Source organism: Aeromonas sp. 11P, assembly GCF_051920165.1.
Lineage (GTDB): Bacteria > Pseudomonadota > Gammaproteobacteria > Enterobacterales > Aeromonadaceae > Aeromonas > Aeromonas veronii.
The window spans coordinates 793328-819332 of the sequence record NZ_JBQBDJ010000004.1 but is presented as its reverse complement, the minus strand read 5'-3'; the positions used below and the strand labels follow the sequence as shown (position 1 = coordinate 819332).

Annotated in this window: 22 protein-coding genes and 1 pseudogene; 12 read left to right on the top strand and 11 right to left on the bottom strand. The window is 59.4% G+C overall.

All coding sequences use genetic code 11. The annotated features are described in order from the left end of the window. Nucleotides 1-21: 21 nt before the first annotated feature. From ACTG1P_RS03905 to cyaB, 4 genes are all read right to left on the bottom strand, one after another. Nucleotides 22-1140, bottom strand: a complete 1119-nt coding sequence (locus ACTG1P_RS03905; protein WP_440000537.1) for a glycerol dehydrogenase — start codon at nt 1138-1140, stop codon at nt 22-24. Between the two features lie 298 nt (nt 1141-1438). Further along, nucleotides 1439-1945 (bottom strand): N-acetyltransferase family protein, encoded by a 507-nt coding sequence (locus ACTG1P_RS03900; RefSeq protein ID WP_440000536.1) that lies wholly within the window; start codon nt 1943-1945, stop codon nt 1439-1441. A gap of 91 nt (nt 1946-2036) precedes the next feature. Next, nucleotides 2037-2429 (bottom strand): NUDIX hydrolase, encoded by a 393-nt coding sequence (locus ACTG1P_RS03895; protein ID WP_440000535.1) that lies wholly within the window; start codon nt 2427-2429, stop codon nt 2037-2039. Next, on the bottom strand, nt 2426-3013 hold the full coding sequence (cyaB, locus tag ACTG1P_RS03890; RefSeq protein WP_440000534.1) for a class IV adenylate cyclase: 588 nt from the start codon (nt 3011-3013) through the stop codon (nt 2426-2428). Before cyaB ends, ACTG1P_RS03895 begins: the two co-directional genes overlap by 4 nt. Nucleotides 3014-3312: 299 nt before the next feature. Between cyaB and ACTG1P_RS03885 the strand changes: the two genes are divergently transcribed. The 3 genes and pseudogenes from ACTG1P_RS03885 to ACTG1P_RS03875 all read left to right on the top strand — a co-directional run bounded on the left by ACTG1P_RS03885 (nt 3313) and on the right by ACTG1P_RS03875 (nt 5135). Continuing rightward, nucleotides 3313-4158, top strand: coding sequence for a DUF5718 family protein (locus ACTG1P_RS03885; protein ID WP_440000533.1), 846 nt, complete (start codon nt 3313-3315; stop codon nt 4156-4158). 151 nt (nt 4159-4309) lie between these two features. Then, entirely contained in the window at nt 4310-4642 is a 333-nt protein-coding gene (locus tag ACTG1P_RS03880; RefSeq protein ID WP_440000532.1) for a YnfA family protein, read from the top strand. 52 nt (nt 4643-4694) lie between these two features. Next, nucleotides 4695-5135, top strand: a pseudogene (locus ACTG1P_RS03875) (acetyltransferase). 78 nt (nt 5136-5213) lie between these two features. Here the strand turns inward: ACTG1P_RS03875 and ACTG1P_RS03870 are convergent. Continuing rightward, nucleotides 5214-5534, bottom strand: a complete 321-nt coding sequence (locus tag ACTG1P_RS03870; RefSeq protein WP_440000531.1) for a DUF4377 domain-containing protein — start codon at nt 5532-5534, stop codon at nt 5214-5216. 92 nt (nt 5535-5626) lie between these two features. Next, complete coding sequence (locus ACTG1P_RS03865) at nt 5627-6913, bottom strand: citrate synthase (protein ID WP_005333572.1); 1287 nt, start codon at nt 6911-6913, stop codon at nt 5627-5629. A gap of 442 nt (nt 6914-7355) precedes the next feature. Here ACTG1P_RS03865 and sdhC point away from each other — a divergent pair, with 442 nt between their 5' ends. The 8 genes from sdhC (at nt 7356) to sucD (ending at nt 16862) form a co-directional block, all read left to right on the top strand. Next, entirely contained in the window at nt 7356-7733 is a 378-nt protein-coding gene (gene sdhC, locus ACTG1P_RS03860) for a succinate dehydrogenase cytochrome b556 subunit (RefSeq protein ID WP_005333571.1), read from the top strand. Continuing rightward, nucleotides 7727-8071 carry a succinate dehydrogenase, hydrophobic membrane anchor protein gene (sdhD, locus tag ACTG1P_RS03855; protein ID WP_374838425.1) on the top strand — a complete coding sequence of 115 codons (345 nt, stop codon included), beginning with the start codon at nt 7727-7729 and terminating at the stop codon, nt 8069-8071. The genes sdhC and sdhD overlap by 7 nt, the downstream gene beginning before the upstream one ends. A 1-nt stretch (nt 8072) precedes the next feature. Then, nucleotides 8073-9839 (top strand): succinate dehydrogenase flavoprotein subunit, encoded by a 1767-nt coding sequence (gene sdhA / locus ACTG1P_RS03850; RefSeq protein WP_440000530.1) that lies wholly within the window; start codon nt 8073-8075, stop codon nt 9837-9839. A gap of 16 nt (nt 9840-9855) precedes the next feature. Continuing rightward, nucleotides 9856-10572, top strand: coding sequence for a succinate dehydrogenase iron-sulfur subunit (locus ACTG1P_RS03845; protein WP_204383346.1), 717 nt, complete (start codon nt 9856-9858; stop codon nt 10570-10572). Between the two features lie 115 nt (nt 10573-10687). After that, entirely contained in the window at nt 10688-13498 is a 2811-nt protein-coding gene (gene sucA / locus ACTG1P_RS03840) for a 2-oxoglutarate dehydrogenase E1 component (RefSeq protein WP_440000529.1), read from the top strand. Nucleotides 13499-13531: 33 nt separating this feature from the next. After that, nucleotides 13532-14719, top strand: a complete 1188-nt coding sequence (odhB, locus tag ACTG1P_RS03835) for a 2-oxoglutarate dehydrogenase complex dihydrolipoyllysine-residue succinyltransferase (protein ID WP_440000528.1) — start codon at nt 13532-13534, stop codon at nt 14717-14719. Between the two features lie 104 nt (nt 14720-14823). Continuing rightward, nucleotides 14824-15990, top strand: coding sequence for an ADP-forming succinate--CoA ligase subunit beta (gene sucC, locus ACTG1P_RS03830; protein WP_005346090.1), 1167 nt, complete (start codon nt 14824-14826; stop codon nt 15988-15990). Next, complete coding sequence (gene sucD / locus ACTG1P_RS03825) at nt 15990-16862, top strand: succinate--CoA ligase subunit alpha (RefSeq protein ID WP_005346088.1); 873 nt, start codon at nt 15990-15992, stop codon at nt 16860-16862. Before sucC ends, sucD begins: the two co-directional genes overlap by 1 nt. Before the next feature lie 78 nt (nt 16863-16940). On the opposite strand, the gene ACTG1P_RS03820 is transcribed toward sucD, so the two are convergent. Together ACTG1P_RS03820 and ACTG1P_RS03815 are read right to left on the bottom strand one after the other, a co-directional pair. Further along, nucleotides 16941-17759, bottom strand: coding sequence for a GTP pyrophosphokinase (locus ACTG1P_RS03820; protein WP_440000527.1), 819 nt, complete (start codon nt 17757-17759; stop codon nt 16941-16943). A gap of 625 nt (nt 17760-18384) precedes the next feature. Further along, nucleotides 18385-20325 (bottom strand): amidohydrolase, encoded by a 1941-nt coding sequence (locus ACTG1P_RS03815; RefSeq protein WP_440000526.1) that lies wholly within the window; start codon nt 20323-20325, stop codon nt 18385-18387. 226 nt (nt 20326-20551) lie between these two features. Here ACTG1P_RS03815 and ACTG1P_RS03810 point away from each other — a divergent pair, with 226 nt between their 5' ends. Continuing rightward, complete coding sequence (locus ACTG1P_RS03810) at nt 20552-21271, top strand: TetR/AcrR family transcriptional regulator (RefSeq protein WP_440000525.1); 720 nt, start codon at nt 20552-20554, stop codon at nt 21269-21271. A gap of 341 nt (nt 21272-21612) precedes the next feature. Here the strand turns inward: ACTG1P_RS03810 and ACTG1P_RS03805 are convergent, their stop codons facing one another. From ACTG1P_RS03805 to ACTG1P_RS03795, 3 genes are read right to left on the bottom strand one after another with little or no spacing between them, the layout of a single operon-like run. Next, nucleotides 21613-23019, bottom strand: a complete 1407-nt coding sequence (locus tag ACTG1P_RS03805; protein ID WP_440000524.1) for an FAD-dependent oxidoreductase — start codon at nt 23017-23019, stop codon at nt 21613-21615. 18 nt (nt 23020-23037) lie between these two features. Beyond that, nucleotides 23038-24774: a putative 2-aminoethylphosphonate ABC transporter permease subunit gene (locus ACTG1P_RS03800; protein ID WP_440000523.1), complete on the bottom strand. Its 1737-nt coding sequence runs from the start codon at nt 24772-24774 to the stop codon at nt 23038-23040. After that, nucleotides 24771-25865: a putative 2-aminoethylphosphonate ABC transporter ATP-binding protein gene (locus tag ACTG1P_RS03795; RefSeq protein ID WP_440000522.1), complete on the bottom strand. Its 1095-nt coding sequence runs from the start codon at nt 25863-25865 to the stop codon at nt 24771-24773. The genes ACTG1P_RS03800 and ACTG1P_RS03795 overlap by 4 nt, the downstream gene beginning before the upstream one ends. Nucleotides 25866-26005 lie beyond the last annotated feature (140 nt).

The window sequence follows — 26005 nt, the reverse complement described above, 5'->3', positions numbered from 1 at the left end:
CCTATTTAGTGCGGCAAGCAATCAGATGCGGGGATGGCGGAGGCGATAACGCTCAGCCATGGCATTGGCCGCTACCACGGCGGCGTAGACATCCTGTTCACTCACTGTCATCGGCATGTTGCCCATGGTATCGAGGGGATCGCAGGCCAGCTGCGCCACCTTGCGCCACTCGCTTTCATCAAAGTGGGTGAGCCCCAACTCTTGCAGTGTCATGGGCAGGCCTGCACAGTCGATGATGCGAAACACCTCATCAAGTTCATGTTGCGGGGCGCGCTCAAGCACAAGTTGGGTCAGCAGGCCGAAGACCACCTTCTCGCCATGCTGGGCACGATGGAGCTCCGGGATCAGTGACATGCCGTTGTTGACGGCATGAGCGGCGGCCAGTCCACCGGCTTCGGCGCCGACCCCGCTGAGGTAGATGGTGGCCTCGATAACCTGCTCCAACGCCGGAGTCGAGACATGGTGGCGTATCGCATCCATGGCCAGCTCGATGTTCTCACCAAGCAGCTCGTAACAGAGCTGTGCCAGGCCAAGGCCAGTGCGTGAAGGACGCTTGCCGACCAGATTGAGCCCGTCCGCCCGATAGCAGGCGCGCGCCTCGAAATAGGTGGCCAGGGCATCGCCGACGCCTGCGGAAAAGAAGCGGGGAGGGGCGGCGGCAATGATGGCAGTGTCAGCCAGCACCACGTCCGGATTTTGCGGCAGGAACAGATAGCGCTCAAATTCCCCCGCCTGGTTGTAGATCACCGCCAGTGCCGTGCAGGGGGCATCTGTGGAGGCAATCGTCGGGAACAGCACAACCGGACGGCGCAGATAGAAGGCCACGGCCTTGGCGACATCCAGCGTCTTGCCGCCGCCGATCCCGACAATCACGTTCGTACCATATTGCTCTGCAAGGTGGGTCAGGCGGTGGATCTCTTGTTCGGTACATTCGTAGCGAAACTTGTCGACCACTCCCCTGAGGCCTGCCTGCAGGAGCCCCGCCAAAGCTTCTTCCCGTACCCGCTCCAGAATGAACTCATCGCTGATGAGCAACGCATAGTCACCAAAATCTTTAACGTGCTCATGGAGTTGCGGGAGAAGGTGTTGACCGATGATGAACTTTTTGGGGGAGGTAACTGTACGGGGCAAAGTGGGCATCCATTATTCCTCAAGGCAGTGAACAACATAGATTTGATTATCAAATGGGTCTCTCACGATACGCCTGATGAGGCAATAGATGAAGAAGAAAAGGGGGGCGTTTTAATCATTAATTAATCTTTCTGTTTGTTTGGTTGTATTTTGGGGCGAGCAATTGGCGGTGTTGAGGCATATAGGAGCAATGGCCGTATCGTGGCAATCCGTCGCAAGCCATATTGCTATAGCAAACAGTCACGCTGGAAACAAGCAGGGCCGCTTGGTGCGGCCCTGCTGTATTTGGATAAGGGATAGGGGATGGTCAGAGCGGTTTGTAGAAGATGACAGTCGCAGCAAGGGTGCCATCTGCGTTGCGTGCAAAGCGCGGGATCTGGCCCGCCTCCAGATAGCCGAGTTGACGATAGAGGTGGGAGGCCACATCACCGGCGCGAGTATCCAGCACCAGCAGCGAACGGCCCGAGGCATGGGCGCCTTGTTCCATTGCCTGCATCAGCGCACGACCGACACCTTTGCCTCTCGCCGTTTGCAGTACCATCAGTTTTTCCACTTCGGCCCGGTGGTGACCGTTGGCCTTGCCACAGAGCGCGAGCTGAACCGCTCCCACTAGCTGTTGTTGCTCAAGGGCCAGCCACAGCTTTCGGTGACCTGCTGCCAGATCCGCTTCAACTCCTTGCCAGTAGCGGGCAGATTCCTCCTTGATCAGCGGTGGTAAAAAACCGACCGAGGCGCCGCTATCGACACAATCTTGCAGCAGGATGATGAGCGCGCTTTGGTAGGTTGCTGCGCTATTAACTTCCACAATGTCCATCTGACATCCTTATCGTTGCGTTGTTATGTGGCTGATTGCCACCGCTGGTTAATTTGAGGTGGGTACTTATGCTCGCCGCGAGTACGGCATGTCAGCGGATCAGCCCCTGCTCAACCAGCCAGGTAAACAGCAAGCGGGAGACGGGGGAGAGTTCATCGAGGTGAGAGCTGTCGAGCCAGCGCAGCTCGGCAATTTCTGCCGAGGCGATTGGGGTGCCGCTCGCTTCGCCGGTGTAACAGCGCAGTCTCACCTCGACTCCTGCCGGTTTGCCATCGGCCTGGGCGCAGAACTCGCAGGCAAAGTGCAGGGTATCGGGCTGCAGGGTGACGGCCAGCTCCTCCTCAATCTCGCGGATTAGCGCCGCCTCGTCGCTCTCACCCGGTTCCCGCTTGCCGCCAGGGATGTAATAGATCGCCTTGCCGTGGGAGCGGGCGCAGAGCAGTTGCTGATCTTTAAAGGTGAGCCAGGCGAGTTTGTCGATCATTGAGTAGCATCCTCTGGTTGTGTGGTGTGTATTGTCTGCATGTACCGGGTGTACAGGGTGCGGTAGGAGCGAGCCTCCTGCGCATCGGGAGAGAGTCCCAACTGATCTGCCAGCGCGAGCAGTTGCTGGCGAAACGCCGGGAGGCGTTCCTCGTCATCGGTCATGATGGCGAGCTCGGCAAAATCCCCGATCTCGGCCAGATGATCCAGGGTGACGTGAAATGGGCCAATGAAATAGATGCTGCGCCTTTTGGTGATCTCGAGTATTTGCCGGTAGTTCATGGTTAAGAGCATGCTGACGGCCTTGTCCGCATCATTGATATTGACTGCCTCGCAGCGATCCTTCTCGGGCCCCTTGACGATCCAGAGCTGGATGCCGGAGGGCTGCATGGTGCGGATAGCCAGACTTTTGCCAGCTTGGGCAAGGGCATCGTCTGGGGTGTCGAAGTAGCGATCCTGCTCCAGATTATCCTCCAGCATGATCTCCGGATTGAGGGCGAGCAGTGCCTTGAGGAAGGCGGGGCGATCCGTCAGCTGATATTTGAACTCGACTTCGAAGCGGCCCTGAAAGTGCGCCAGTGACATCAAGAAGATCCCTCTGTGAGCCTGTGTGGCAGGCAGCCTAACAAAGATGAAGTTGAGTCCCAAGGGGAAAGAGGGGATAGGCCGGAAACGCACTGTTTCCAGCGCGGTGACCGCGTAGCTGAATGAGTGCGCAAGGGATGTCTCGCTACAGCCTTTTCAGCCCTAAAAAAGCGGGCTGGCGCACACCGCCGCAGGGCCGGACTGGGCGAAGGCGGGGGCCTTGTGGTTTAATCTTGCCACTTTAGCGGTAGTGGGCGACAAGCCTGCTACCTTGCGTTGGCAAGATGCAGGTGAGCAAGATGCAAGTGACAGCAGAGAGCAAGTTTATCGGACTCGGGGTAGCGGGCAATTTTGCCGGTCATCTGGAGCAGGCGGGTGAAGCGTCGGATTTCGTGGCGGTCGTGGTGCGCGATACCACCGCGCCCAAGGCGCTGTTCCCCTTCTTCGTGCCGGGCCATCCGGGTCAGCTCGGGGTGTTCCCGCTGAGCAATAACGCCATCTTCCTGCCGGAAGCGGCGGTCAGCGGTGACGAGAAGGTGCAGATTGAGCCGGAAGTGGCCCTCTGGTGCGAGCTGGAGTATGCCGACAAGCAGGTGGTGGCGATCCATCCCCGTGTCTTTGGCGCCTATAACGACTGCTCCATCCGTCGTCCCAACGCCAAGAAGATCAGCGAGAAGAAGAACTGGGGCGAAGAGAGCAAGGGGTTGGCGGCCAATCTGCTGCCGCTCTCCGGTTTTGCCGCCGGTTGCGAGCTCGATGACTATCGCATCGCCTGCTATCTGGAGCGCGATGGCGAGCTGCACGCTTACGGGGTAGACAGCGCCGCCATCGACTACAGCTACTTCCACGGCAAGCTGCTCGACTGGGCCATCGACAAGTTCAACCATCAACAGGATGAAGGTCCGGCGGAGCACATTCAGGGGCTGCTGGCGCAGGCGGGGCATCCTCCCCATGCGCTCATCAGCATCGGTGCTACCCGTTATACCCCGTTTGGCGAGACCCACTTCCTCAAACCGGGCGACACCTCTTGCGTAGTGGTCTACCCGGGCAGCCGTTATAGCGAAGCGGAGATCCGCGAGGCGATCCGCAGCCGCAACTTTGGCGCTGATATGTCGGTGCTGCTGCAGGCGGTACAGGCTCGCTAATCAACCACAGTCTGCCCTGCTCCAGCCGGGCAGACTGCTCAGGTTTGTTGCTGAAGGTTTGCTTGAATGGACGGCCAAATAGATCGCTCGGCTTACGTTATCCAGTGGCTTGCTTTAGTATTCCCCATTTTTCAGGGGGTACAGCCCGGTCATGCTTGAGCTAAAAACGATAGCCTTGTTTCTGATTACGGCTTTTTTCGAGATCCTTGGCTGTTATTTACCATATCTCTGGTTGACTCAGGGTCGCAGCATCTGGTTACTGATCCCCGCAGGATTGAGTCTCATGCTGTTTGCCTGGCTACTATCGTTGCATCCTACCGCTGCAGGGCGTGTCTATGCGGCATATGGGGGTGTGTATATCTTCGTCGCCATCTTCTGGCTTTGGTTAGTGGATGGTATTCGGCCGAGTATGTGGGATCTTGTTGGTTCGTTCATTGCGCTGATTGGAATGGCCATCATCATGTTCGCTCCTCGTAATGGGTAACGAATGCGAACAACGCTGAAGGTTAGTCATGTTAAAAAGTGGATAAACAACCATGCAGATTGCACACGCAAACGGGGATGATTATCAAACCCTCATCGATCTGTGAGAGGCCTCGGTGCGGGCGACCCACCACTTCCTGCCCGAGTCCGAGATCCTTGCGCTTAAACCGCTTATTCTGGAGCACTACTTCGATGCGGTGACACTGCACAGTGCCCGCACAGAAGAGGGGCAGATTACGGGTTTTAGCGGAGTGCACGAGGGCAAGCTGGAGATGCTGTTTGTGGCTCCCGAGGCGCGCGGTAGTGGCGTGGGGCGTTTGCTGGTGGCCCATGCCATCACGCAGGGCGGCGCGACGCAGGTTGACGTCAACGAGCAGAACGAACAGGCGGTGGGCTTCTATCTGAAGATGGGATTCACCGTGACGGGTCGTTCGCCGCTGGATGGTCAGGGCAAGCCCTATCCGCTGCTGCATATGGCGCTGGCGCCGACCTGATCGTGCCTGATGAGGCGCAGTACCCATAAACCAACGGGGGATGGCATCAGCCATCCCCCGTTTTTTTGAGCGTGTTTGTTACTTGCTGGCGACCTTGTTCACCACCTTGATCAGCCGATAGCGCAGGGAGGGGGCATCGGCCGGCACATCGGTGAGCTGCTCCTTGCTGACAGTGAGCTGGTAGCGATAGCCATGCTCGAACTGGAAACCTTCGATATTCTGGTAGAACAGCGTCCAGGGCTGCTGCTCATCACTGCGAACCTGCATGCACTGCATTGGGCCAACTCCGACGCAATCGACCAACTGGCTGTTGATATAGAGGGTCTCCCCCTGTGACGATACGGGGGCGCTCTGGCAGGCGGTCAGCAGCAAGGCTGCGCTGATAAACAGTGGTTTCATAATGGACTCCTTAACGCGAAAGGAGGCATTAGAGCGGCAAACAAAAAGGCGGTCAATGACCGCCTTTGTAACAAACCATATCAGCGCAGTGGTTAGCGCTGCTCGAGTGGAGTGAACTCGCGCAGCGGGTGGCCTACGTAGAGCTGGCGTGGGCGACCGATCTTGCTGTCCGGGTCTGAGTGGAACTCGTTCCAGTGCGCAATCCAGCCGATGGTGCGGGAGATGGCGAAGATCACGGTGAACATGCTCATCGGGATGCCGATCGCCTTCATGATGATGCCGGAGTAGAAGTCTACGTTCGGGTAGAGTTTCTTCTCGACGAAGTAGGGGTCGGAGAGCGCAATGCGCTCCAGCTCCATGGCCACGTCCAGCAGCGGATCCTTGATCTGCAGCTCGGTCAGTACTTCGTGGCAAGTTTCGCGCATCACGGTGGCACGGGGGTCGTGGTTCTTGTAGACGCGGTGACCGAAGCCCATCAGACGGAACGGATCATTCTTGTCCTTGGCCTTGGCGATGTACTCGGGGATGCGATCCACCGAGCCGATCTCTTCCAGCATGCGCAGGCAGGCTTCGTTGGCACCACCGTGGGCCGGTCCCCACAGGGAGGCGATCCCCGCGGCGATACAGGCGAACGGGTTGGCACCGGAGGATCCAGCCAGACGAACGGTGGAGGTGGAGGCGTTCTGCTCGTGATCCGCATGGAGGGTAAAGATACGATCCATGGCGCGTTCAACGATGGGGTTGACCTTGTACTCTTCGGTCGGCACGCCAAACATCATGTGCAGGAAGTTACCGGCATAGGAGAGGGCGTTACGCGGCTGCATGAACGGCTGGCCAATGGAGTACTTGTAACACATGGCGGCCAGAGTCGGCATCTTGGAGAGCAGACGGAAGGCACAGATCTCGCGATGCTGCTCGTTGTTGATGTCGAGGGCATCGTGATAGAAGGCGGAGAGGGCGCTCACCACACCGCACATGATGGCCATGGGGTGGGAGTCGCGACGGAAGCCGCGGAAGAAGAAGGCGATCTGCTCGTGCACCATGGTGTGGCGGGTGACCAGGCGTTCGAATTCGGCATATTGGGCCTTGGTCGGCGCTTCGCCATACAGCAGGATATAGCAGACTTCCAGATAGGTGGCCTGGGTGGCCAACTGGGCGATAGGGTAACCACGGTGCAGCAAGACACCCTGATCCCCGTCAATGTAGGTAATGGCAGATTTGCAAGAACCGGTGGCCATAAAACCGGGGTCAAAGGTGAAATACCCCTGTGATCCCAATTTTCTGACATCGATGACATCCGGGCCGATGGTGCCGGAGAGGATCGGCAGTTCGACCGGATCTTTTCCGGGCAGGTGTAGGGTGGCTATCTTATCAGCCATAGCACGTCTCCTTTGCTCTTTATAATTTGGTTCCAGTCCTACTCTATTACGACTTTTATGACGCTGGCAAAGGTTGTTACCCATACCGAAGTGGCTGGAGCGCCTTATTTGAAACAGAGTTCCTTATCAATGTCAATTTTGCTGAAACCCCATTAATGGCATTAATGAAATGTTAAATTAAATATGCGATCGAGTTTGCGGTTTTGTGTTTTCTTTGTAGCTAATTGATTGTCTTCGGTTAAGGCCGCCGATATACTGCGCCACGTGGGTCATGGCTGCGGGTGTTTGAAACGCTTTGGCAAAGCCTGATGTGAAAACGAAAACTCGCGTTTTGGCTTTTTCAGAGTGTTTTGGTAACAAAAAACCAACAATCACCATTCCGTGCCCTCAAGTGTGAGTTAAAACAATAACTAACGTGCTCAATGGAGCTGAGTGGGCAAGCGTGAAAAACAAACAGAGACCGGTCAACCTCGACCTACAGACGATCAGCTTTCCTGTCACTGCCATTGCATCCATCCTGCACCGTGTTTCAGGGGTCATTACCTTTGTTGCACTGGGCATCTTGCTGTGGATGCTTGGTACTTCACTCGCCTCTCCCGAAGGGTTTGAAACCGTGGTTGCCATCATGGACAACTTCCTGGTCAAACTCGTGCTGTGGGGGATCCTGACTGCGCTGGCATACCACATTGTGGGCGGCTTGCGTCATCTGGTCATGGATATGGGCTATTGGGAAGAGCTGGAATCCGGCAATCAGAGCGCCCGCGTGGCCTTCGTGATCACCGCGATCCTGGCTGTATTGGCGGGAGTGCTTGTATGGTAACCAATTCTGCAACCTTCGGGCGCAGCGGCGTTCACGATTACATCCTGATCCGCGCCACCGCCCTCATCATGACCTGTTATGTCCTCTATCTGGTGGGCTTTGTCGCGTTCAACGACATCACCTACGAGGTGTGGGCAGGCTTCTTCGCCAAAATATTCACCAAGGTATTCACCCTGTTGACCCTGCTCTGCGTACTGATCCACGCCTGGATTGGTCTGTGGCAGGTGCTGACTGACTATATCAAGCCGGTAGGGCTGCGCGGGGCGCTGCAATTTGCCCTGGTCGTGGTGCTGTTTGTCTATCTGATGACGGGTTTCGTCGTGCTGTGGGGTGTGTAAGGTGACTATTCCAACTCGTGAATTTGATGCGGTGGTGATTGGTGCCGGTGGTGCCGGTATGCGCGCCGCGCTGCAGATTGCCCAGTCCGGCAAGAGCTGCGCTCTGTTGTCCAAGGTTTTTCCAACCCGTTCTCACACTGTTTCCGCTCAGGGCGGGATCACGGTTGCGCTGGGCAATGCCCATGATGACAACTGGCAGTGGCATATGTATGACACGGTAAAAGGTTCCGATTACATCGGTGATCAGGAAGCCATCGAGTACATGTGCAAAACTGGCCCCGAAGCCATCTATGAGCTGGAGAACATGGGCTTGCCCTTCTCCCGTTTCGACAACGGCACTGTCTACCAGCGTCCGTTTGGCGGTCAATCCAAGAATTTCGGTGGCGAGCAGGCTGCCCGTACTGCGGCTGCTGCCGACCGTACCGGCCACGCCCTGCTGCACACCCTCTATCAGCAGAACGTCAAGAACAAGACCACCGTCTTCTCGGAGTGGTATGCGCTGGATCTGGTGAAAAACCAGGATGGCCATGTGGTGGGTTGTACTGCCATCGACATGGAGAGCGGTGAAGTGGTCTACTTCAAGGCCAAGGCCACCGTGCTGGCCACTGGCGGCGCCGGTCGCATCTACCAGTCCACCACCAACGCCCACATCAACACCGGTGACGGCGTCGGCATGGCGCTGCGCGCCGGGGTCGGCGTGCAGGACATGGAGATGTGGCAGTTCCACCCGACCGGCATCGCCGGGGCAGGGGTGCTGGTAACCGAGGGATGTCGCGGTGAAGGCGGTTATCTGCTCAATAAAGATGGCGAGCGCTTCATGGAGCGTTATGCCCCCAACGCCAAGGATCTGGCCGGTCGCGACGTGGTGGCCCGCTCCATCATGATCGAGATCCGCGAAGGGCGTGGCTGCGACGGTCCCTGGGGCCCGCACATCAAACTCAAGCTGGATCACCTCGGTAAAGAGGTGCTTGAATCCCGTCTGCCGGGCATCTGCGAGCTCTCTCGCACCTTCGCCCACGTGGATCCGGTCAAAGAGCCGATCCCGATCATCCCGACCTGCCACTACATGATGGGCGGCGTGCCGACCAACGTGAATGGCCAGTGCCTGACCCAGGACAAGAACGGCAACGACGTGCCGGTGGTCGGTCTGTTTGCGGTGGGCGAGATTGCCTGCGTCTCGGTGCACGGCGCCAACCGTCTGGGCGGCAACTCCCTGCTGGATCTGGTGGTGTTCGGCCGCGCTGCTGGTATGCATCTGGTCAACACTCTGGGCGAGATGGAGCACGGCCGCGATGCCTCCGAGTCGGATCTGGATGCCGCATTGGCCCGCTTCAACCGCTGGGAAAATTGCCGTGACGGTGAAGACCCGGTGCAGATCCGCAAAGACCTGCAGCGCTGCATGCAGAACAACTTCTCCGTATTCCGCGAAGGTGCGGCGATGGCAGAAGGGTTGGCCGAGCTCAAGGTTATCCGCGAACGCCTCAAGTCAGCCCGTCTGGATGACACCTCCAAAGAGTTCAACACCCAGCGCATCGAGTGCCTGGAGCTGGACAACCTGATGGAGACGGCGTTTGCCACGGCGGTTGCCGCCAACTTCCGTACCGAGAGTCGCGGTGCTCACTGCCGCTTCGACTTCCCGGATCGCGACGATGAGAACTGGCTGTGCCACAGCCTCTATCATCCGGACACCGAGTCCATGACCCGTCGCGCTGTCAACATGTCACCCAAGACCCGTGAGGCGTTCCCGCCCAAGGTCCGGACTTACTGATTGCGGAGCCAGCCCTATGAACGTCACATTCTCTGTCTACAGATACAATCCGGATGTTGATAACGTCCCCCATATGAAGGAATATCGTCTTGATATTCCTGAAGGTTCCGACATGATGGTGCTCGACGCACTGATCCAGTTGAAAGAGCTGGATCCCACGCTCGCCTTCCGCCGCTCTTGCCGCGAAGGGGTCTGTGGATCAGACGGTCTCAACATGAATGGCAAGAACGGTCTTGCCTGTATCACCCCGCTCTCCGACCTGCTGAAGAAGGGCAATAACGTCGTTATCCGCCCCTTGCCCGGCCTGCCGGTGATCCGTGATCTGGTGATCGACATGACCCAGTTCTACACCCAGTGGGAGAAGGTCAAACCCTTCCTCATCAATGAAGACAAATTGCCGCCCGTGCGTGAGCACCTGCAATCCCCCGAAGAGCGCGCCAAGCTGGATGGCCTGTACGAGTGCATTCTCTGTGCCTGCTGCTCCACTTCGTGCCCCTCCTTCTGGTGGAACCCCGACAAGTTCATCGGTCCGGCCGGGCTGCTTGCCGCCTATCGCTGGCTGGCTGACAGCCGCGACACCGCGACCACCGAACGATTGGGGAATCTGGACGACGCATTCAGCGTGTTCCGCTGCCATGGCATCATGAACTGCGTGAACGTCTGTCCGAAAGGCTTGAACCCGACCAAGGCGATTGGCCAGATCAAGTCGATGTTGCTCAATCGGGCTGTTTAGTATCAGGGCCGGCCACGTGCTGGCCCGACCTCTGGATAGCCATCCCACCCGTGGCAGGATGGCTATTTGACCCCTACAAGCTGCGCAGCAGTAACAAGAAGTACAAGGGATAGAAATGCATAACGGCGTGATGAAGGCCTGGTTGGAGTCATCTCACCTGGCTGGTGCGAATGCAAGCTATATCGAGGATTTGTACGAATCCTTCCTGGAAAATCCTGACTCCGTGTCCGACGAGTGGCGCAGCCTGTTTAGCGAGCTGCCCCAGGTCAATGGCCATGCGGTTGAACAACCCCACTCCCAGGTCCGCGATTATTTCCGTCGTCTGGCCAAGGATCCCTCTCGCTACAGTGCCCCCGTCTCCGATCCGCAAGTGGATGCCAAGCAGGTGCGGGTATTGCAGCTGATCAACGCCTTCCGTTTCCGTGGTCACCAGAATGCCAATCTGGACCCGCTGGGCCTGTGGCAGCGTGAAACCGTTGCCGAACTGGATCCCGCGTTCCACAACCTGCAGGGCGCAGACATGGAGGCCACCTTCAATGTGGGCTCCTACGCCATCGGTCGCGAGACCATGGTGCTCTCCGACCTCTACGCCTCGCTGAAGAAGACCTATTGCGGCTCCATCGGCGCCGACTACATGCACCTCACCTCCACGGAAGAGAAGCGCTGGCTGCAACAGCGTCTCGAGTCCATTGAAGGGAAGGGGAGCTACACCCTCGAAGAGAAGACCCGTTTCCTCGAGAGCCTTACCGCCGCCGAAGGGTTGGAGAAATATCTGGGCGCCAAGTTCCCAGGAGCCAAGCGCTTCTCGCTGGAAGGTGGCGACGCCATGATCCCCATGCTCAAGGAGCTGATCCGTCGCGCCGGTGAGCAGGGCTGCAAAGAGGCCGTTATCGGTATGGCCCACCGCGGTCGCCTCAACGTGCTGATCAACGTGCTGGGCAAGCGCGCTCAGGATCTGTTCGACGAGTTTGCTGGCAAGCATGGCGAATCTTGGGGTACCGGTGATGTGAAGTACCACATGGGCTTCTCCTCCGACTTCGCCACCCCGGGTGGCAACGTCCACCTGGCGCTGGCGTTCAACCCCTCTCACCTCGAGATCGTCAACCCTGTGGTCATCGGCTCGGTCCGTGCCCGTATGGATCGTCGTGGTGACAAGGATGGTTCCAGTGTGCTGCCCATCACCATTCACGGTGACTCGGCCATGGCCGGTCAGGGCGTGGTGGCCGAGACCTTCAACATGTCCCAGACCCGTGCCTATGGTGTCGGCGGGACGGTGCGCATCGTCATCAACAACCAGGTTGGTTTCACCACCTCCTATATCCGTGACCTGCGTTCCACCGAATATTGCACCGACATCGCCAAGGCGGTGCAGGCGCCGGTGCTGCACGTCAACGGGGATGATCCGGAAGCCGTGGTGCTGGTGACCCAGATTGCACTGGATTACCGCAACACCTTCAAACGCGACGTGGTGATCGAGCTGGTCTGCTACCGTCGTCACGGTCACAACGAAGCGGACGAGCCGAGCGCGACCCAGCCGCTGATGTACCAGAAGATCAAGCAGCACCCGACCCCGCGCAAGATCTACGCCGATCAGCTGGTGGCCGAGGGGAGCCTCGCCCAGGAGCGGGCGACCGAACTGGTCAACGAGTATCGCGAAGCGCTGGATCGCGGCGAGCGGGTGAGCAAGGAGTGGCGGCCGATGGAGCTGCACTCCGTCGACTGGACCCCTTATCTGGGCCACGACTGGAACATGGCCTATGAGAGTGCCGTGCCGATGGATCACCTCAAGAGCCTCGGCGAGCGGGTGAGCCAGTATCCGGCGACCCACGTGCTGCAGCGTCAGGTCGAGAAGATTTACGAAGACCGCCGTCTGATGGCCGCAGGCGAGAAGCTGGTGGATTGGGGCTTTGCCGAGACCCTGGCCTATGCCACTCTGGTGGACAAGGGGTCCCGTCTCCGCTTTACCGGTGAAGACTCCGGCCGTGGCACCTTCTTCCACCGCCACGCCGTACTCCACAGCCAGACCGATGCCAGCACCTACACCCCGCTGTGCAACCTGCATGATGAGCAGGGCCCGTTCGAGGTGTATGACTCTGTGCTGACCGAGAACGCGGTACTTGCCTTTGAATATGGTTACGCCAGCGCCGAGCCGGCTGGCCTCACCATCTGGGAAGCCCAGTTCGGCGATTTCGCCAACTGTGCCCAGGTAGTGGTGGATCAGTTCCTCTCCTCCGGTGAGCAGAAGTGGGGCCGGATGTGCGGCCTGACCATGTTGCTGCCGCACGGTTACGAGGGGCAGGGCCCGGAGCACTCCTCCGCTCGTCTGGAGCGTTATTTGCAGATGTGCGCCCAGCACAACATGCAGGTGTGCGTGCCCTCTACCCCGGCGCAGGTGTTCCATATGCTGCGTCGTCAGGTGGTACGTCCGATGCGCCGTCCGCTCATCGTCATGACGCCCAAATCCCTGCTGCGCCATCCGCTGGCGGTGAGCAAGCTCGAAGAGCTGGCGGAAGGTACTTTCCAGAACGCCATTGGCGAGATCGATGCGCTGGATCCGAAAGCAGTCAAGCGGGTGGTCTTCTGCTCCGGCAAGGTCTATTACGACCTGCTCGAAGCCCGTCGCAAGGCGGAACAGAAGGATGTGGCGATCGTGCGGATCGAACAGCTCTACCCCTTCCCGGAAGAGGAAGTGCGCGCCATTCTGGCCGATTACAGCCACGTCACCGATTTTGTCTGGTGTCAGGAAGAGCCGCAAAACCAGGGCGCCTGGTACTGCACCCGTCACAACTACGATGACGTGTTGCCGACCGGAGCCACCCTGCGTTATGCCGGTCGCCCGGCGTCCGCCTCGCCGGCGGTTGGTTACATGTCCGTCCACGCCAAGCAGCAGAAAGCCTTGGTGGAAGATGCCCTTACTCTGGCCTAAGCCCTGAACAAGAAGTAACAAGGAACTGATTAGATGACTATCGAGATCAAGGTACCGGACCTGCCGGAATCAGTGGCGGATGCCACCATTGCCACCTGGCACAAGAAGCCGGGTGATCTGGTCGCCCGTGATGAAGTGCTGGTCGACATCGAAACCGACAAGGTGGTGCTGGAAGTGCCGGCACCGCAAGCCGGTGTGCTGGGGGATATTCTGCAAGGGGAAGGGGCGACTGTGTTGTCCCGTCAACTGATTGCCATCCTCACCGCCGCCCCGGTGGCCGGTGAAGAGACCAAAGAGAAACCCGCTGAAGCGGTGGCCGATGATGGTGCCGATGGCTTGAGCCCCTCGGTGCGCCGCCTGATTGGTGAGCACGACATCGACGTGACCAAGCTGACCGGTACCGGCAAGGGTGGTCGCATCACCAAGGATGATGTGGAAGCCTACATCAAGGCGCTGAGCAAGCCTGCCGCAGCCGCTCCGGTAGCTGCTGCCCCGGTCGCGCCGGTTGCCGCGCTGGCCGGTCGCAGCGAGAAGCGGGTGCCGATGACCCGTCTGCGCAAGCGCATCGCCGAGCGTCTGCTGGAAGCGAAAAACACCACCGCCATGCTGACCACCTTCAACGAGGTCAACATGAAGCCCATCATGGATCTGCGCAAGCAGTACGGCGAGATCTTCGAGAAGAAGCACGGCATCAAGCTCGGCTTCATGTCCTTCTACGTGAAGGCGGTAGTGGAGTCCCTCAAGCGCTATCCGGAAGTGAACGCCGGGCTGGATGGTGACGACATCGTCTACCACAACTACTTCGACGTCAGCATCGCCGTCTCCACCCCTCGTGGTCTGGTGACGCCGGTACTGCGCGACTGCGACAACATGAGCCTGGCCGACATCGAGAAGGCCATCAAGGATCTGGCCGGCAAGGGCCGCGACGGCAAACTGACCGTGGATGAGCTGACTGGCGGCAACTTCACCATCACCAACGGTGGTGTGTTCGGCTCCCTGATGTCCACCCCGATCATCAACCCGCCCCAGAGTGCCATTCTGGGCATGCACAAGATCCAGGATCGCCCGATGGCCGTTGACGGCAAGGTCGAGATCCTGCCGATGATGTACCTGGCCCTCTCCTACGATCACCGTCTCATCGACGGGCGCGAATCGGTAGGCTTCCTGGTCTCCGTCAAGGAGCTGCTGGAAGATCCGACCCGCCTGCTGCTGGACGTCTGAGCAACCAACTGAAAGATAACGAGGGGCCCCCGAGGCCCCCACTCACAGGGGATTGAGAAACACGAGCCCCGGACGGAAATACCTACAACACGGATAGAGCATCTATGAATCTTCATGAATATCAGGCAAAACAGCTGTTTGCCGAGTATGGCCTGCCGGTCTCCGAAGGTTATGCCTGTGCTACCCCGCAGGAAGCGGCCGAAGCGGCCGACAAGATTGGCGGCAATACCTGGGTGGTGAAATGTCAGGTACACGCCGGTGGTCGCGGTAAAGCGGGCGGTGTGAAAGTGGCCAAGAGCAAGGACGAGATCCGCGCCTTCGCCCAGAACTGGCTGGGCAAGAATCTGGTGACCTACCAGACTGACGCCAACGGCCAGCCGGTCACCAAGATCCTGGTTGAATCCTGCACCGACATCGCCAAAGAGCTCTACCTGGGCGCCGTGGTTGACCGTGGCTCCCGTCGCGTGGTCTTCATGGCCTCTACCGAAGGTGGCGTGGACATCGAGAAGATCGCCCACGAAACCCCCCATCTGATCCACAAGGCCACCCTGGATCCGCTGGTTGGCCCGCAGCCCTATCAGGCGCGCGAGCTGGCCTTCAAGCTGGGTCTGGTCGGCGATCAGATCAAACAGTTCACCAAGATCTTCATGGGTCTGGGCCAGATGTTCCTCGACTGCGACTTCGCGCTGCTGGAGATCAACCCGCTGGTGATCACCGCGCAGGGCAACCTGCACTGCCTGGATGGCAAGATCAACATCGACGCCAACGCGCTGTACCGTCAGCCCAAGCTGCGCGAGATGCACGACCCGTCACAGGATGACCCCCGCGAAGCGCACGCCGCCCAGTGGGAACTCAACTATGTGGCCCTCGATGGCAACATCGGCTGCATGGTCAACGGCGCAGGTCTGGCCATGGGCACCATGGATATCGTCAACCTGCACGGCGGCAAGCCGGCCAACTTCCTTGACGTCGGCGGCGGCGCCACCAAGGAGCGCGTAACCGAGGCGTTCAAGATCATCCTCTCCGACAGCAACGTCAAGGCGGTGCTGGTCAACATCTTTGGCGGCATCGTGCGCTGCGACATGATCGCGGAAGGCATTATCGGTGCGGTCAAGGAAGTGGGGGTCAAGGTGCCCGTCGTGGTCCGTCTGGAAGGCAACAACGCCGAGCTGGGTGGTATCAAGCTGGCCGAGAGCGGCCTCAACATCATTGCGGCCAAGAGTCTGACCGATGCCGCGCAGCAAGTCGTCAAAGCAGCGGAGGCCAACTGATGAGCGTACTGATCAACAAGGACACCCGAGTCATCTGCCAGGGCTTTACCGGCGGTCAGGGGACTTTCCACTCCGAGCAGGCGCTCTCCTACGGCACCCAGCTGGTCGGCGGCGTCTCCCCGGGCAAGGGCGGCACCACCCATCTGGGCCTGCCGGTGTTCAACACCGTCCGTGACGCAGTCGAAGCGACCGGCGCCACCGCCACCGTCATCTATGTGCCGGCACCGTTCTGCAAGGACGCGATCCTGGAAGCGATCGATGCGGGCATCAAGCTCATCGTCACCATCACCGAAGGCATCCCGACGCTGGATATGCTGGACGTCAAAGTGAAGCTGCAAGAGACCGGCGTGCGGATGATCGGCCCCAACTGCCCGGGCGTGATCACTCCGGGTGAGTGCAAGATCGGCATCATGCCGGGCCACATTCACAAGCCGGGCAAGGTGGGCATCGTCTCCCGCTCCGGCACCCTGACCTACGAAGCGGTCAAGCAGACCACTGACGAGGGCTTTGGCCAGTCCACCTGTGTCGGTATCGGTGGCGACCCTATCCCGGGCTCCAACTTTATCGACATTCTGGAGATGTTCCAGAACGACCCGCAGACCGAAGCGATCGTGATGATCGGCGAGATCGGCGGCAACGCCGAGGAAGACGCGGCCGCCTATATCAAGGCCCACGTCACCAAGCCGGTGGTCTCCTATATCGCCGGTGTTACCGCGCCTCCCGGCAAGCGGATGGGCCACGCTGGCGCCATCATCTCCGGTGGCAAGGGTACCGCCGCCGAGAAGTTTGCCGCGCTGGAAGATGCTGGCGTGAAAACCGTCCGCTCCCTGGCCGATATCGGCAAGGCTTTGCGTGAAGTGACCGGCTGGTAATTCCTTATCGCCCGTTATCTCTAATAAAAAGCCGCCCAATGGGCGGCTTTTTATTTAGGTTACTATCTTTTAGGTGATTTATATTTTATTTCGATAATGCTCTGTAATAGAAGAGACTGGTTCAGGTAAACCTCTTTGAGCCCAGTATTCATCGCTGGTAAGGTCAAGAATCGATCTTGCTACACCATTTAACCCCCACTTTGGTATTTTTTCTCCGGGATACTCATCTTGTTCCATACTATTTATAATAGGAAGGCATCTATTAATTCGTTGTTCGAAGTCGGCTAAACTTCCAGAGTACTTTCTGACTTCCGATAAAATAGAACTAACATCATGCTCAGCGATCTCCCGATTGGGGAAGTATTTATTCATAAGCGCTAAGAAACTATCAATATTAAGACTTGTTGTCTCATTAACAATGATCTGATTTTGGTATTGAAGTTTCATATTCTTTATATCATCAAATTGCTCATCAGCTAATTCTATCAAAGCACTAAGACGATTTAATTTTCTTTTGAATTCTTTTGGAACATCATCATTCTTTTTGTAGAGTAATTTATGACTTATGGCAGCCCATGAGTGCATCAAAATTGTCCTAACTTGGATCTCGACTTTAAGTCCTTCTAGACCTCGGTAATTTGGAGCTTGCAACCACTCTTCTTTTAGTCTAATCACATAATGATTAGAGGCATAGCCAAACTGGTTATCACTTAACTCATTAGATTTATTTGAATAAGAAAGAACAATAAACTGTTCATGTATTATTTTATCTATTGAAGACAAATCTTCGTTATAATAGCAGATTACTCTTACACCCGCGATATCCTCTACCTGTTCTAATGGGTTGTTATATGACTTTCTTTCTATTTTATCTATGAATGATTGCTCATCCTTCACCCTATTTTCGACATCGAAGGATGATATTTTTTCTCATCAAGAAACTGAACTAAAGCTTGCTTCACATTGTTTGCAAGCCTTTCATATTTTGGCTTTACTTCTCTAAATAATTGTGCGAGGTCTGTCATGCTTACGATTCTCATAAAACACATGGATGAGCATAGATTTGAAGGTTACATTATTGCAGCATAATATAATTGTCAAAAATACCTTATTAAACCAGTAGATTTGAATAGCGAAGTGTATTCTGACGATCGGGAGACAGTATGCCACAGCCTTCGCCAGCGGCCAGAATCGAGTAACCCTAGATTGTTACGCTGTTGCAACCAAGTTGGTTAATGCTGTTGCGCTGGTGAATCAATCTTGCCGCCGCTTGGGGCCGCCAGCTGGCCATGCTGGTTGCCAATGCCTCTCCGATTTGGGTTAAAGGGCCAAGCCGAACGCGGATTAGCTCCCGCTTATTGACCCTTGCGAAGCGTTCCTCGTAATCCGTTCTGGCTATCACGCCGCCCCATAAAAATGCCGACCCAAAGGTCGGCATGTTGCTGTTACAAGGCACTGGTCTGGCTGCATACGCTCAGATCGCCGCTGACCAGATGCTCACCCTCGCCATATCACCTGAACCCTATTGGCTAAAGACCGTCTGCCCGCGAAAGACGGTGCGGGTGACCTGGGTATCGGCGATCTGCTCCGGTTTGCCGGCGGCGACCAGTTGGTAGAGATCCCGATCCAGCACGATAAAGTCGGCCGATTTGCCCGCTTTGATGGAGCCGCTGACGGCCTGCTGGCGCACCGCGCGGGCGCCGTTGATGGTGTAGGCATCGAGCATCTGATCGAGGGTGATGCGCTGGCTCGCCCTAAAGTCATCGCCGCTCTGGGGAGCGTGGTTAACCCCGGCGGCCATATTGGCGAAGGGGCGCGGATCGCGGCTGTCGACCGGCGCATCGCTGCCGGCCACCAGAATGGCTCCCGCCTTGCGCGAGCTGGCCACCGGATAGAGCGCCTGCTTGAGATACCCCTTGGGATCGTACATCGCCTCGTGCAGGGATTGCCCCTTGCGGGTCGGCTGGATAAAGGGGGTGACCAGCATGTCATATTCGGGCTGGGGGTTGGTCCAGGCGTAGGTGAAGGTGAGGTAGAGGCCAAGCTGGCCGAGCCGCTGCTGATCGTCCGGATGCACCACCTGCAGATGGGCGAGGGTGTGGGGAGTGCCGTGATCGCCGTTGCTGGCGCGGGCTGCCTCCAGCGCATCGAGGGCCATGCGGGTAGTGCGATCGCCGATGCTGTGCATATGGATGCTAAAGCCCGCCTTGTCGAGCGCCCCCACATAGCGGTTCAGATCGGCGGCGCGGTAGTTGACCAGCCCCTTGCTGCCGGCATCCTCGCTGTTGGCGGTGATGGTGACCTGTTCGCCACCCTGATCCGCGGCGAGGTGGGGGATCTGGTAGTTGGTCAGCATGCCGGCGTTGGGCAGGAAGGGGGGCGTGCTGAAAGGATCCCCCTCCAGCACCCCGTCGAGGAAGATCTTGACCGCATCGGCCTTGATCAGCGGGTCGCCGGCGAACTGGTCGCGCACCCGGTTGGCCTTGGCCAGATGGCCGCCGATATCGAGCTTGCCGCTGTAGTCATCCTCGTGAAAACAGGTGGCGGCGGTGACCCGCATATTGAGCAGCCCCTTCTCTTCCATCTCCCGCAGGCGATCGCGGATAAAGTCGGTGGCGCAGGCATCCTGAATGCTGGTGATGCCACGCGAGGCCATCAGGGTCGAGATGGCGGGCAGGATCTGGCGATACTGGTTCGCCGCCTGCTCGTCATGGGCGCTGAGCAGGCCACTGTCGGGGGAGGGGATGGCGCTGCGGGCCCCTTCGCGAATGACGCCGCTATCGAGATCCACATAGGGTTTGAAGGGGGCAAAGAGGCCGCCCGGCGCCAGGGTGGCGGCGGTGAAGCCCACCTGTTTGCCGCTCTTATCGGTCGCCAGCGCCAGTGCCCGCGAGTTGTAGGCGCTGGCGTGGCCATCGACCCCGGCCAGTACCACCGGGTTGTCGGGAGCGGCGGCATCGAGGGCCGCCAGCACGGTTTTATAGGCGGCGGTGGGGGCGTTGCCCTCGTAGGGAGACCACTGGTTGATCACCAGCCAGTCGCCAGCCTTGGGGGCGTAGCGGGGCAGGCAGCTCTTCACCTTGGCCGCCAGCTCGCCGAGATCGACCGGCTTGCCGTCGAGATCGCACATATCGAGCGCCACCGTGCCCAGCAGGTGGATATGGTTGTCGTGCAGCCCCGGCAGCACCATCTTGCCCTGCAAGTCGACCACCTGGGTGTCGGGGGTGCTGAGTGCCTCGGCCCCCTGCCGGTTGCCCACATAGAGAAACTGGCCGCCGCTCACCACCATGGCCTCTGCCACATGCCGTTGACCATCCTGAGTGTGGATCTTGCCGTTGAGATAAAGAGTGCGTGCGGCGGTGGGCGGCTGTCCCTGCTGGCAACCCGCCAGCGTGGCGGCCAGCAGCGGGGCGAGCAGCAAAAAAGTGCGGGAACGGGCGGGGTGTGGTGCCTTGCAATCCATGCGGTGATCTCCTTGAGGGTCGGGTTGAGTGCAGTGTTTACTGCACATTACGCGATCTCTTTATGGCTGCCCGGTCAAAAAATGCCAGCAATTGCTGCAAATATTTAACGTTTTGTTTACTATGTCACATCAGTCGGCGGCGAGCGGGGCGCAGTGCCCGCTTTGCTGAGGTAGCAAGATCTACCACCAGAGCGCCTTGCCGATGGGCCAACAACAGGGAGGAGTGATGTCAGAGGAGTCAGTGACCGAGGGGCCGTTACCCCAAGGGATTGCCATGCGCCGCCAACCCAAGCAGCAGCGCAGTCAGGCGGTGGCCAGCCGCATCGAGGAGGCGACCCTGAGCCTGTTGCAGGAGCAGGGCTTTGCAGCCCTTAACACCAATGCCATCGCCGATCGGGCAGGGGTGGGGATCAAGTCGCTCTACCACCTCTATCCCAACAAGGAGGCGATCATCGGCCGTCTTGCCATGGGGTGGCTGGCGGCGGTCTGCGAAGCGCAGCAGGCGATCCGCATTCAGGCGACCAGCTGGCCAGAGGCACTGGTGCTGCTCGACGAGGCACTGGAGGCGCTGGAGCGCCGCTTTGTCGGCTATGGCGCCCTCTGGCATGCGATGGATCTTATCCCCGAGCTGCATGCGCTGGAGCAGCAGCACGAGCGAGGCCAGATTGACTTCTGGTCATCCCTGCTGCGCGATTTTGGCTGCCGCTGGCCCGAGCCCGAGCTCACGACGCTGGTGCGCTACTTCTATCGTACCGCCGATGTCACCAAGCAGTGCACCCGGAGCGATGGGGATCTCGGCCAGCAGATGTGGTTGCTGCACCGCCACTGGAGCGAGCAGCTGATCGCCGCCGCCATTGCTGAGCCCGACCCCGAGCGGGTGTGGCAGGCAAGGCCAGCGTTGCTGCTGGGGACGGAAGTACCGGCGGCCGACAAGTGGCGGCGATAAACCGCGTGCAAGCCTAAGGGGCTGGCGCTCTTTGCCCTGATCGGCGTGGCTTTTCGGCGTGGTTCTCTCTGGCGCGATACCCCAGCAAGGCGGCGCTTTTTCAGGCTGATTGTTGTGCTAGTGAAATAATGTTTCTTGATTGTGTTTCGCTGGTGAAGCAGTGCTATTGGCGGCTGGTTGGGCACCGTGTGTGCCGCGCCTTGTCTATGTATTCCGATCTGGGTGATGCAGCGCGGAGCTGATCGCCGACGGCGCCAATAGCAAAGCGCCGACCCTTGGGTCGGCGCTTTGCTTGTTGCAGTCAGGCGGGGCTAAACCGTGCGGGATTGGCATTACCGCGCTTACTTGTCTGCCTTGCCAGCGGCATCGGCAAGTTTGGCTAGCTGTTTGTCATACCAGGCCACCGGACGGTTCTCATCTTCCGCCCGCTCCTTGCGCCGGATGGCGTTGCGCACCGCCATGGCGCCCAACCAGCGAAAGGGTTCGGGCGGAAAATAGCCGCGCGGGCCGCTGACCAGCGCGCAGTCGCGCCACGGCTTGTCCGCTTCCCGCACTTCATCGCGCACCAACGCTGCCAGGATCTGGCCGCCCATCCAGCTTTGCGCCACTCCGTTGCCGGAGTAGCCGAGGCCATAGACGATATTGGGCTGCCCTCGCCAGTGGCCGAAGAAGGGGAGGCCATCTACCGAGCGGTCGGAGGCGCCGCACCAGCTGGCGGCGATGGGCACCTCTTTGAGTGCCGGAAAGAAGCGGCGCAGGGTGCGGGTGAGGGGGGCAAGATAACGGCTCGGCGCATCAAACTCGGCCAGATGGTGGTTGGCAAAGGCGAAGGTGTTGCCCCCCTTGCCCAGCATCAGCCGCCCTTGCGGGGTGGAGCGGTAGTAATGCACAAAGGTGCGGCCATCCACCACGCTGCGGCCGTGCTCAAGCTGCTGGGCGGCCAGTGCATCCGGCGCGGGGTCGGTTATCACCATATCGGAGGAGACCAGCACGATACTGCGGCGAAACTCACGAAAGTGCTGCATCATGGCGCTGTTGAGGGCCAGCACCACCTTGCGGGCACGCACCTCGCCCTGTGGCGTTTGCACCCGCGCAGGCTGGCCCGCCTCAAGGCGCTGCATGGGAGAGTGCTCATAGACCTCGACCCCCAGTTCCCGCGCCACCCGCAGCAGGCCGCGCACCAGCAGTGCCGGTTGCACCGAACCCGCGTGGGGGCTGTAGAGCCCCTCCAGATGAACGTGGGAACCGCTCTGGCTCGCCAGTTCATCCTCTTCAATCGCCTGCCACTGGTTAAGGTCTGCGCGCTGTAGCTCCCGCAATACCGGCTCCATCAGGCCGCGCTGGGCCTCGCTGGTGGCTGTGTAGCAGGTGCCCTCGACCCTCAGCTCTGCCTCTATGTTGTGCTGTTCGCAGAAGTGGGCGATCTCGTGTACCGCCTGCTCGGATCTTTGCACCAGCCAGGCGGCCTGCTGCTCGCCAAACAGGCGCCTTAACGTCAAATACTTCGCCGACCAGGTGAGCAAACAGCCGCCGTTGCGCCCGGAGGCGCCGCTGCCGCAGCGATCTTTTTCCAGCACCATGATGCGCAAGTGTGGCTCGGCCTGTTTAAGGGCGATGGCGCTCCACAGCCCGGTAAAGCCGCCACCGACGATGCAGACATCGGCCTCGTGGTGGCCGTGAAGTGGCGTGGGGGGCGCGGGCTGTTCGGCGGCGAGTGCTTCGGCCAGCCAGAAGGGGAGAGTGGACATGATGACTCCTCGATAAGGTTATGGGTGGCGCCAGCGCTGGGTGCGATCCAGCAAGGCGCGGCTCAAAAAGAGCTGGAGCAGCTTGACGGTGGCGGCGGCCAGCAGGATCAGGGTGGCCATGGCGGCGGCGGCAGCGGTATCGCCGGAATCCTCCATGTTCAGCACGGCGATGGAGGCGAGCACGCTGTCGCTCGAATAGAGGAAGATCACCGCCGAGGTGGTGGTCATGGCGTTGACGAACAGATAGATAAAGATCTCCAAGAGCGCTGGCAGGGAGGCGGGCAGGGTGACCCGCCAGAACGCCTTCCAGAGCGGAATGCGCAATGAGATGGCCACCAGCTCCAGCTCTTTGGGCAGTTGCTTGAGGCTGGTTAGCGCCGTCATATGGCCCACGGTGTAGTAGTGGATGACGCAAGAGAGCACCATCAGTGGCAGGGTGCCGTAGAGGCCGCCAAAGAGCGGATTGCCGTTGAAAAAGAAGATGTAACCCAGCCCCAGCACCATGCCGGGTACCGCCAGCGACAGCATGGCGAGCAGATGCAGCAGTTGGCGCAGCGGCGCGAAGTGGCGTCCCTTCTCCTGCGCCCAGGCCAGCACCATCACCAGCACGGTGCCGATAAGTGCGGTATAGAGGCCCAGCTGCAAGGTGTTGGTAAAGGGCTGCCAGCCATAGACACTGTTGCTGTCAAAGGCGTAGTGATCCAGCGTCAGAGCGAGGTTGTAAGGCCAGAACTGTACCAGCGAGCCGTAAACCGCCATGCCCACCAGTGCCAGAAACAGCAGGGCCCAGAGCGTGCACCAGCCGAGCGCCAGCAGATCCCGCAGCCGATGGGGCTTGGGCCGATAGGGCACCGCCTTGGTGCTGTTCTGCTCCTGCATCTTGCTGCGCACTCTGTGCTCCAGGGCAAAGCTCAAGAGCGCTGGCAGCAGCAGGGTGACGCTGGCCACTGCGCCCAGCGAGAAGTTCTGCATCCCGATCACCTGCCGGTAGATATCGGTGGCCAGCACGCTGTACTGGCCGCCAATCACCTTGGCCACCCCGAAGTCGCAGATGGTGAGGGTGAAGACGGCGATGGCGGCGCTGAGCAGGCCATAACGGGCGGTAGGCAGGGTGACAGTGACAAAGGTGCGCCAGCCGCTGCTGCCCAGCACCCGGGAGGCTTCATAGAGGCGGGCATCGCTCTGACCGAGCGCCGTGATAAGGATCATCAGGGCGTGGGGGAAGCACCAGAAGCCAAGACCGATGACGATGCCGATGGGGCCGTAGATGCTCTCGCCGCCGAGCAGCCCCTTGGCGATCCCCTGATTGCCAAACCAGTAGACCAGACTGATGGCGGGCAACAGGGAGGGCATCAACAGCGGGATCAAACCGATGAGGCGAAACAGGGGCTTGCCCGGCATGCAGGTGCGGGTGAGGGCATAGGCGTAGCCAAAGGCGATGGTCACCACCAGCGCGGTGATCAGCACCCCGAGCCAGAGGGTGTTGCCTATGGTGCGCCCCAGATGAGGGGAGTCGAAGTAGGCGCTGAAGTTGGCAAGGCCCACCCAGAGGCCGTTCTCATCCTGCAGACTCTTTTGCAGCATGGTGAGCAGTGGCAGCAACAGACCGCCGGTGAGCAGGGCGATGCCGAGTGCAAGCAGGAACAGTTGTAGCAGCTGATCCCGGCTCCAGCCGCGACAGAGCCGCTGCCAGCGAGAGTCTTGGCGGGCTGTCACTGGTGGCAGCAGGGAGGAGGTCGCGAAGGGGGCTGTCATGGGCGCTCTCCTTCAAACAGCTGCATCGCTCCGGCGGGCCAGTGCAGCGAGCAGCGCATGCCGCTGCGCCAGCCACCCTGTTCGTGGCGGGGTAGCTCGTGGGTCGGGCGCTCCACCAAAATTTGCTGCGGGCCCAGGTAGGTGTCGGCGGTGCAGATCAGGCGCTGGGCGGCGCCGAGAAACTCCACCTGATCGATGGTTGCTTCAACGCCATGTTGACCAAGATACGGCTCGCTCGGCGCGCTTAGCGTGATCGCCTCGGGGCGGATCGCCACCTGCAATTTGCTGCCGGCAGCGGCCTGGTTGGCAAGTGTCAGCGGTTGTTCGTTGAGGCGCACCTGAGTGGGGCTCAGCACCAGCGTCTCGAGGAAGTTCATGGTGCCGACGAAGCTTGCCACAAAGAGGCTGGCAGGCTGGTGGTAGATCTCCTGCGGGGTGCCCACCTGCACGATGCGGCCGCCCTCCATCACCACGATGCGATCGGCCATGGTCAGCGCCTCTTCCTGATCGTGGGTCACCATGATGGTGGTGATGCCAAGGCGCTGCTGCAGGGCGCGGATCTCGCTGCGAAGATGGGTGCGCACCAGCGCATCCAGCGCGCTGAGCGGTTCGTCCAGCAGCAGCAGGCCGGGGGAGAGGGCGAGCGCCCGGGCCAGAGCCACCCGTTGCTGCTGGCCGCCGGAGATCTGGCTCGGGTATTTGTGGGACTGGGCCGTGAGATCCACCAGCCCCAGCCAGTGGTCCACCCGCTCCTTGATGAGATCCCGCGCCAACCCCTGATTCTCAAGGCCGAAGGCGATGTTCTGGGCCACCGTCAGGTTGGGGAAGAGGGCGTAGGACTGAAACACGATGCCAAAATCGCGCTGCTGGGGCGGCAGGCGGGAGATATTGCGCCCTCCTTGCCAGATCTCGCCGTTGTCCGGCAGATCCAAGCCGGCGATGGCTCTGAGCAGGGTAGTTTTGCCGCAGCCGGAGGGGCCGAGAAAGCAGATAAACTCCCCCGGCTCAATGGTCAGAGAGATCCCTTTAAGGGCCTGAAAAGCACCGAACTGCTTGTTGAGATGTTGAATGTCCAGATAGGGCTGGGTCATGGTTCGACTCGCTACTGATTTGGTATATACCAGTTTGCGGGTGAAGTGTGACGGTCAGGTGATCGGGGGATGACAGCTTGATGACAGTCAAATGAGATCGGGTCGCCAACAAGTGGCTGGGCCCTGTGTGGATGGGCGAA

What these genes read in the sequence shown, in the direction of transcription:
- ACTG1P_RS03905 (WP_440000537.1), bottom strand. Translation starts at nt 1,140, where the DNA reads ATGCCCACTTTGCCCCGTACAGTTACCTCCCCCAAAAAGTTCATCATC.
- ACTG1P_RS03900 (WP_440000536.1), bottom strand. Translation starts at nt 1,945, where the DNA reads ATGGACATTGTGGAAGTTAATAGCGCAGCAACCTACCAAAGCGCGCTC.
- ACTG1P_RS03895 (WP_440000535.1), bottom strand. Translation starts at nt 2,429, where the DNA reads ATGATCGACAAACTCGCCTGGCTCACCTTTAAAGATCAGCAACTGCTC.
- cyaB (WP_440000534.1), bottom strand. Translation starts at nt 3,013, where the DNA reads ATGTCACTGGCGCACTTTCAGGGCCGCTTCGAAGTCGAGTTCAAATAT.
- ACTG1P_RS03885 (WP_440000533.1), top strand. Translation starts at nt 3,313, where the DNA reads ATGCAAGTGACAGCAGAGAGCAAGTTTATCGGACTCGGGGTAGCGGGC.
- ACTG1P_RS03880 (WP_440000532.1), top strand. Translation starts at nt 4,310, where the DNA reads ATGCTTGAGCTAAAAACGATAGCCTTGTTTCTGATTACGGCTTTTTTC.
- ACTG1P_RS03870 (WP_440000531.1), bottom strand. Translation starts at nt 5,534, where the DNA reads ATGAAACCACTGTTTATCAGCGCAGCCTTGCTGCTGACCGCCTGCCAG.
- ACTG1P_RS03865 (WP_005333572.1), bottom strand. Translation starts at nt 6,913, where the DNA reads ATGGCTGATAAGATAGCCACCCTACACCTGCCCGGAAAAGATCCGGTC.
- sdhD (WP_374838425.1), top strand. Translation starts at nt 7,727, where the DNA reads ATGGTAACCAATTCTGCAACCTTCGGGCGCAGCGGCGTTCACGATTAC.
- ACTG1P_RS03845 (WP_204383346.1), top strand. Translation starts at nt 9,856, where the DNA reads ATGAACGTCACATTCTCTGTCTACAGATACAATCCGGATGTTGATAAC.
- sucA (WP_440000529.1), top strand. Translation starts at nt 10,688, where the DNA reads ATGCATAACGGCGTGATGAAGGCCTGGTTGGAGTCATCTCACCTGGCT.
- odhB (WP_440000528.1), top strand. Translation starts at nt 13,532, where the DNA reads ATGACTATCGAGATCAAGGTACCGGACCTGCCGGAATCAGTGGCGGAT.
- sucC (WP_005346090.1), top strand. Translation starts at nt 14,824, where the DNA reads ATGAATCTTCATGAATATCAGGCAAAACAGCTGTTTGCCGAGTATGGC.
- sucD (WP_005346088.1), top strand. Translation starts at nt 15,990, where the DNA reads ATGAGCGTACTGATCAACAAGGACACCCGAGTCATCTGCCAGGGCTTT.
- ACTG1P_RS03815 (WP_440000526.1), bottom strand. Translation starts at nt 20,325, where the DNA reads ATGGATTGCAAGGCACCACACCCCGCCCGTTCCCGCACTTTTTTGCTG.
- ACTG1P_RS03810 (WP_440000525.1), top strand. Translation starts at nt 20,552, where the DNA reads ATGTCAGAGGAGTCAGTGACCGAGGGGCCGTTACCCCAAGGGATTGCC.
- ACTG1P_RS03805 (WP_440000524.1), bottom strand. Translation starts at nt 23,019, where the DNA reads ATGTCCACTCTCCCCTTCTGGCTGGCCGAAGCACTCGCCGCCGAACAG.
- ACTG1P_RS03800 (WP_440000523.1), bottom strand. Translation starts at nt 24,774, where the DNA reads ATGACAGCCCCCTTCGCGACCTCCTCCCTGCTGCCACCAGTGACAGCC.
- ACTG1P_RS03795 (WP_440000522.1), bottom strand. Translation starts at nt 25,865, where the DNA reads ATGACCCAGCCCTATCTGGACATTCAACATCTCAACAAGCAGTTCGGT.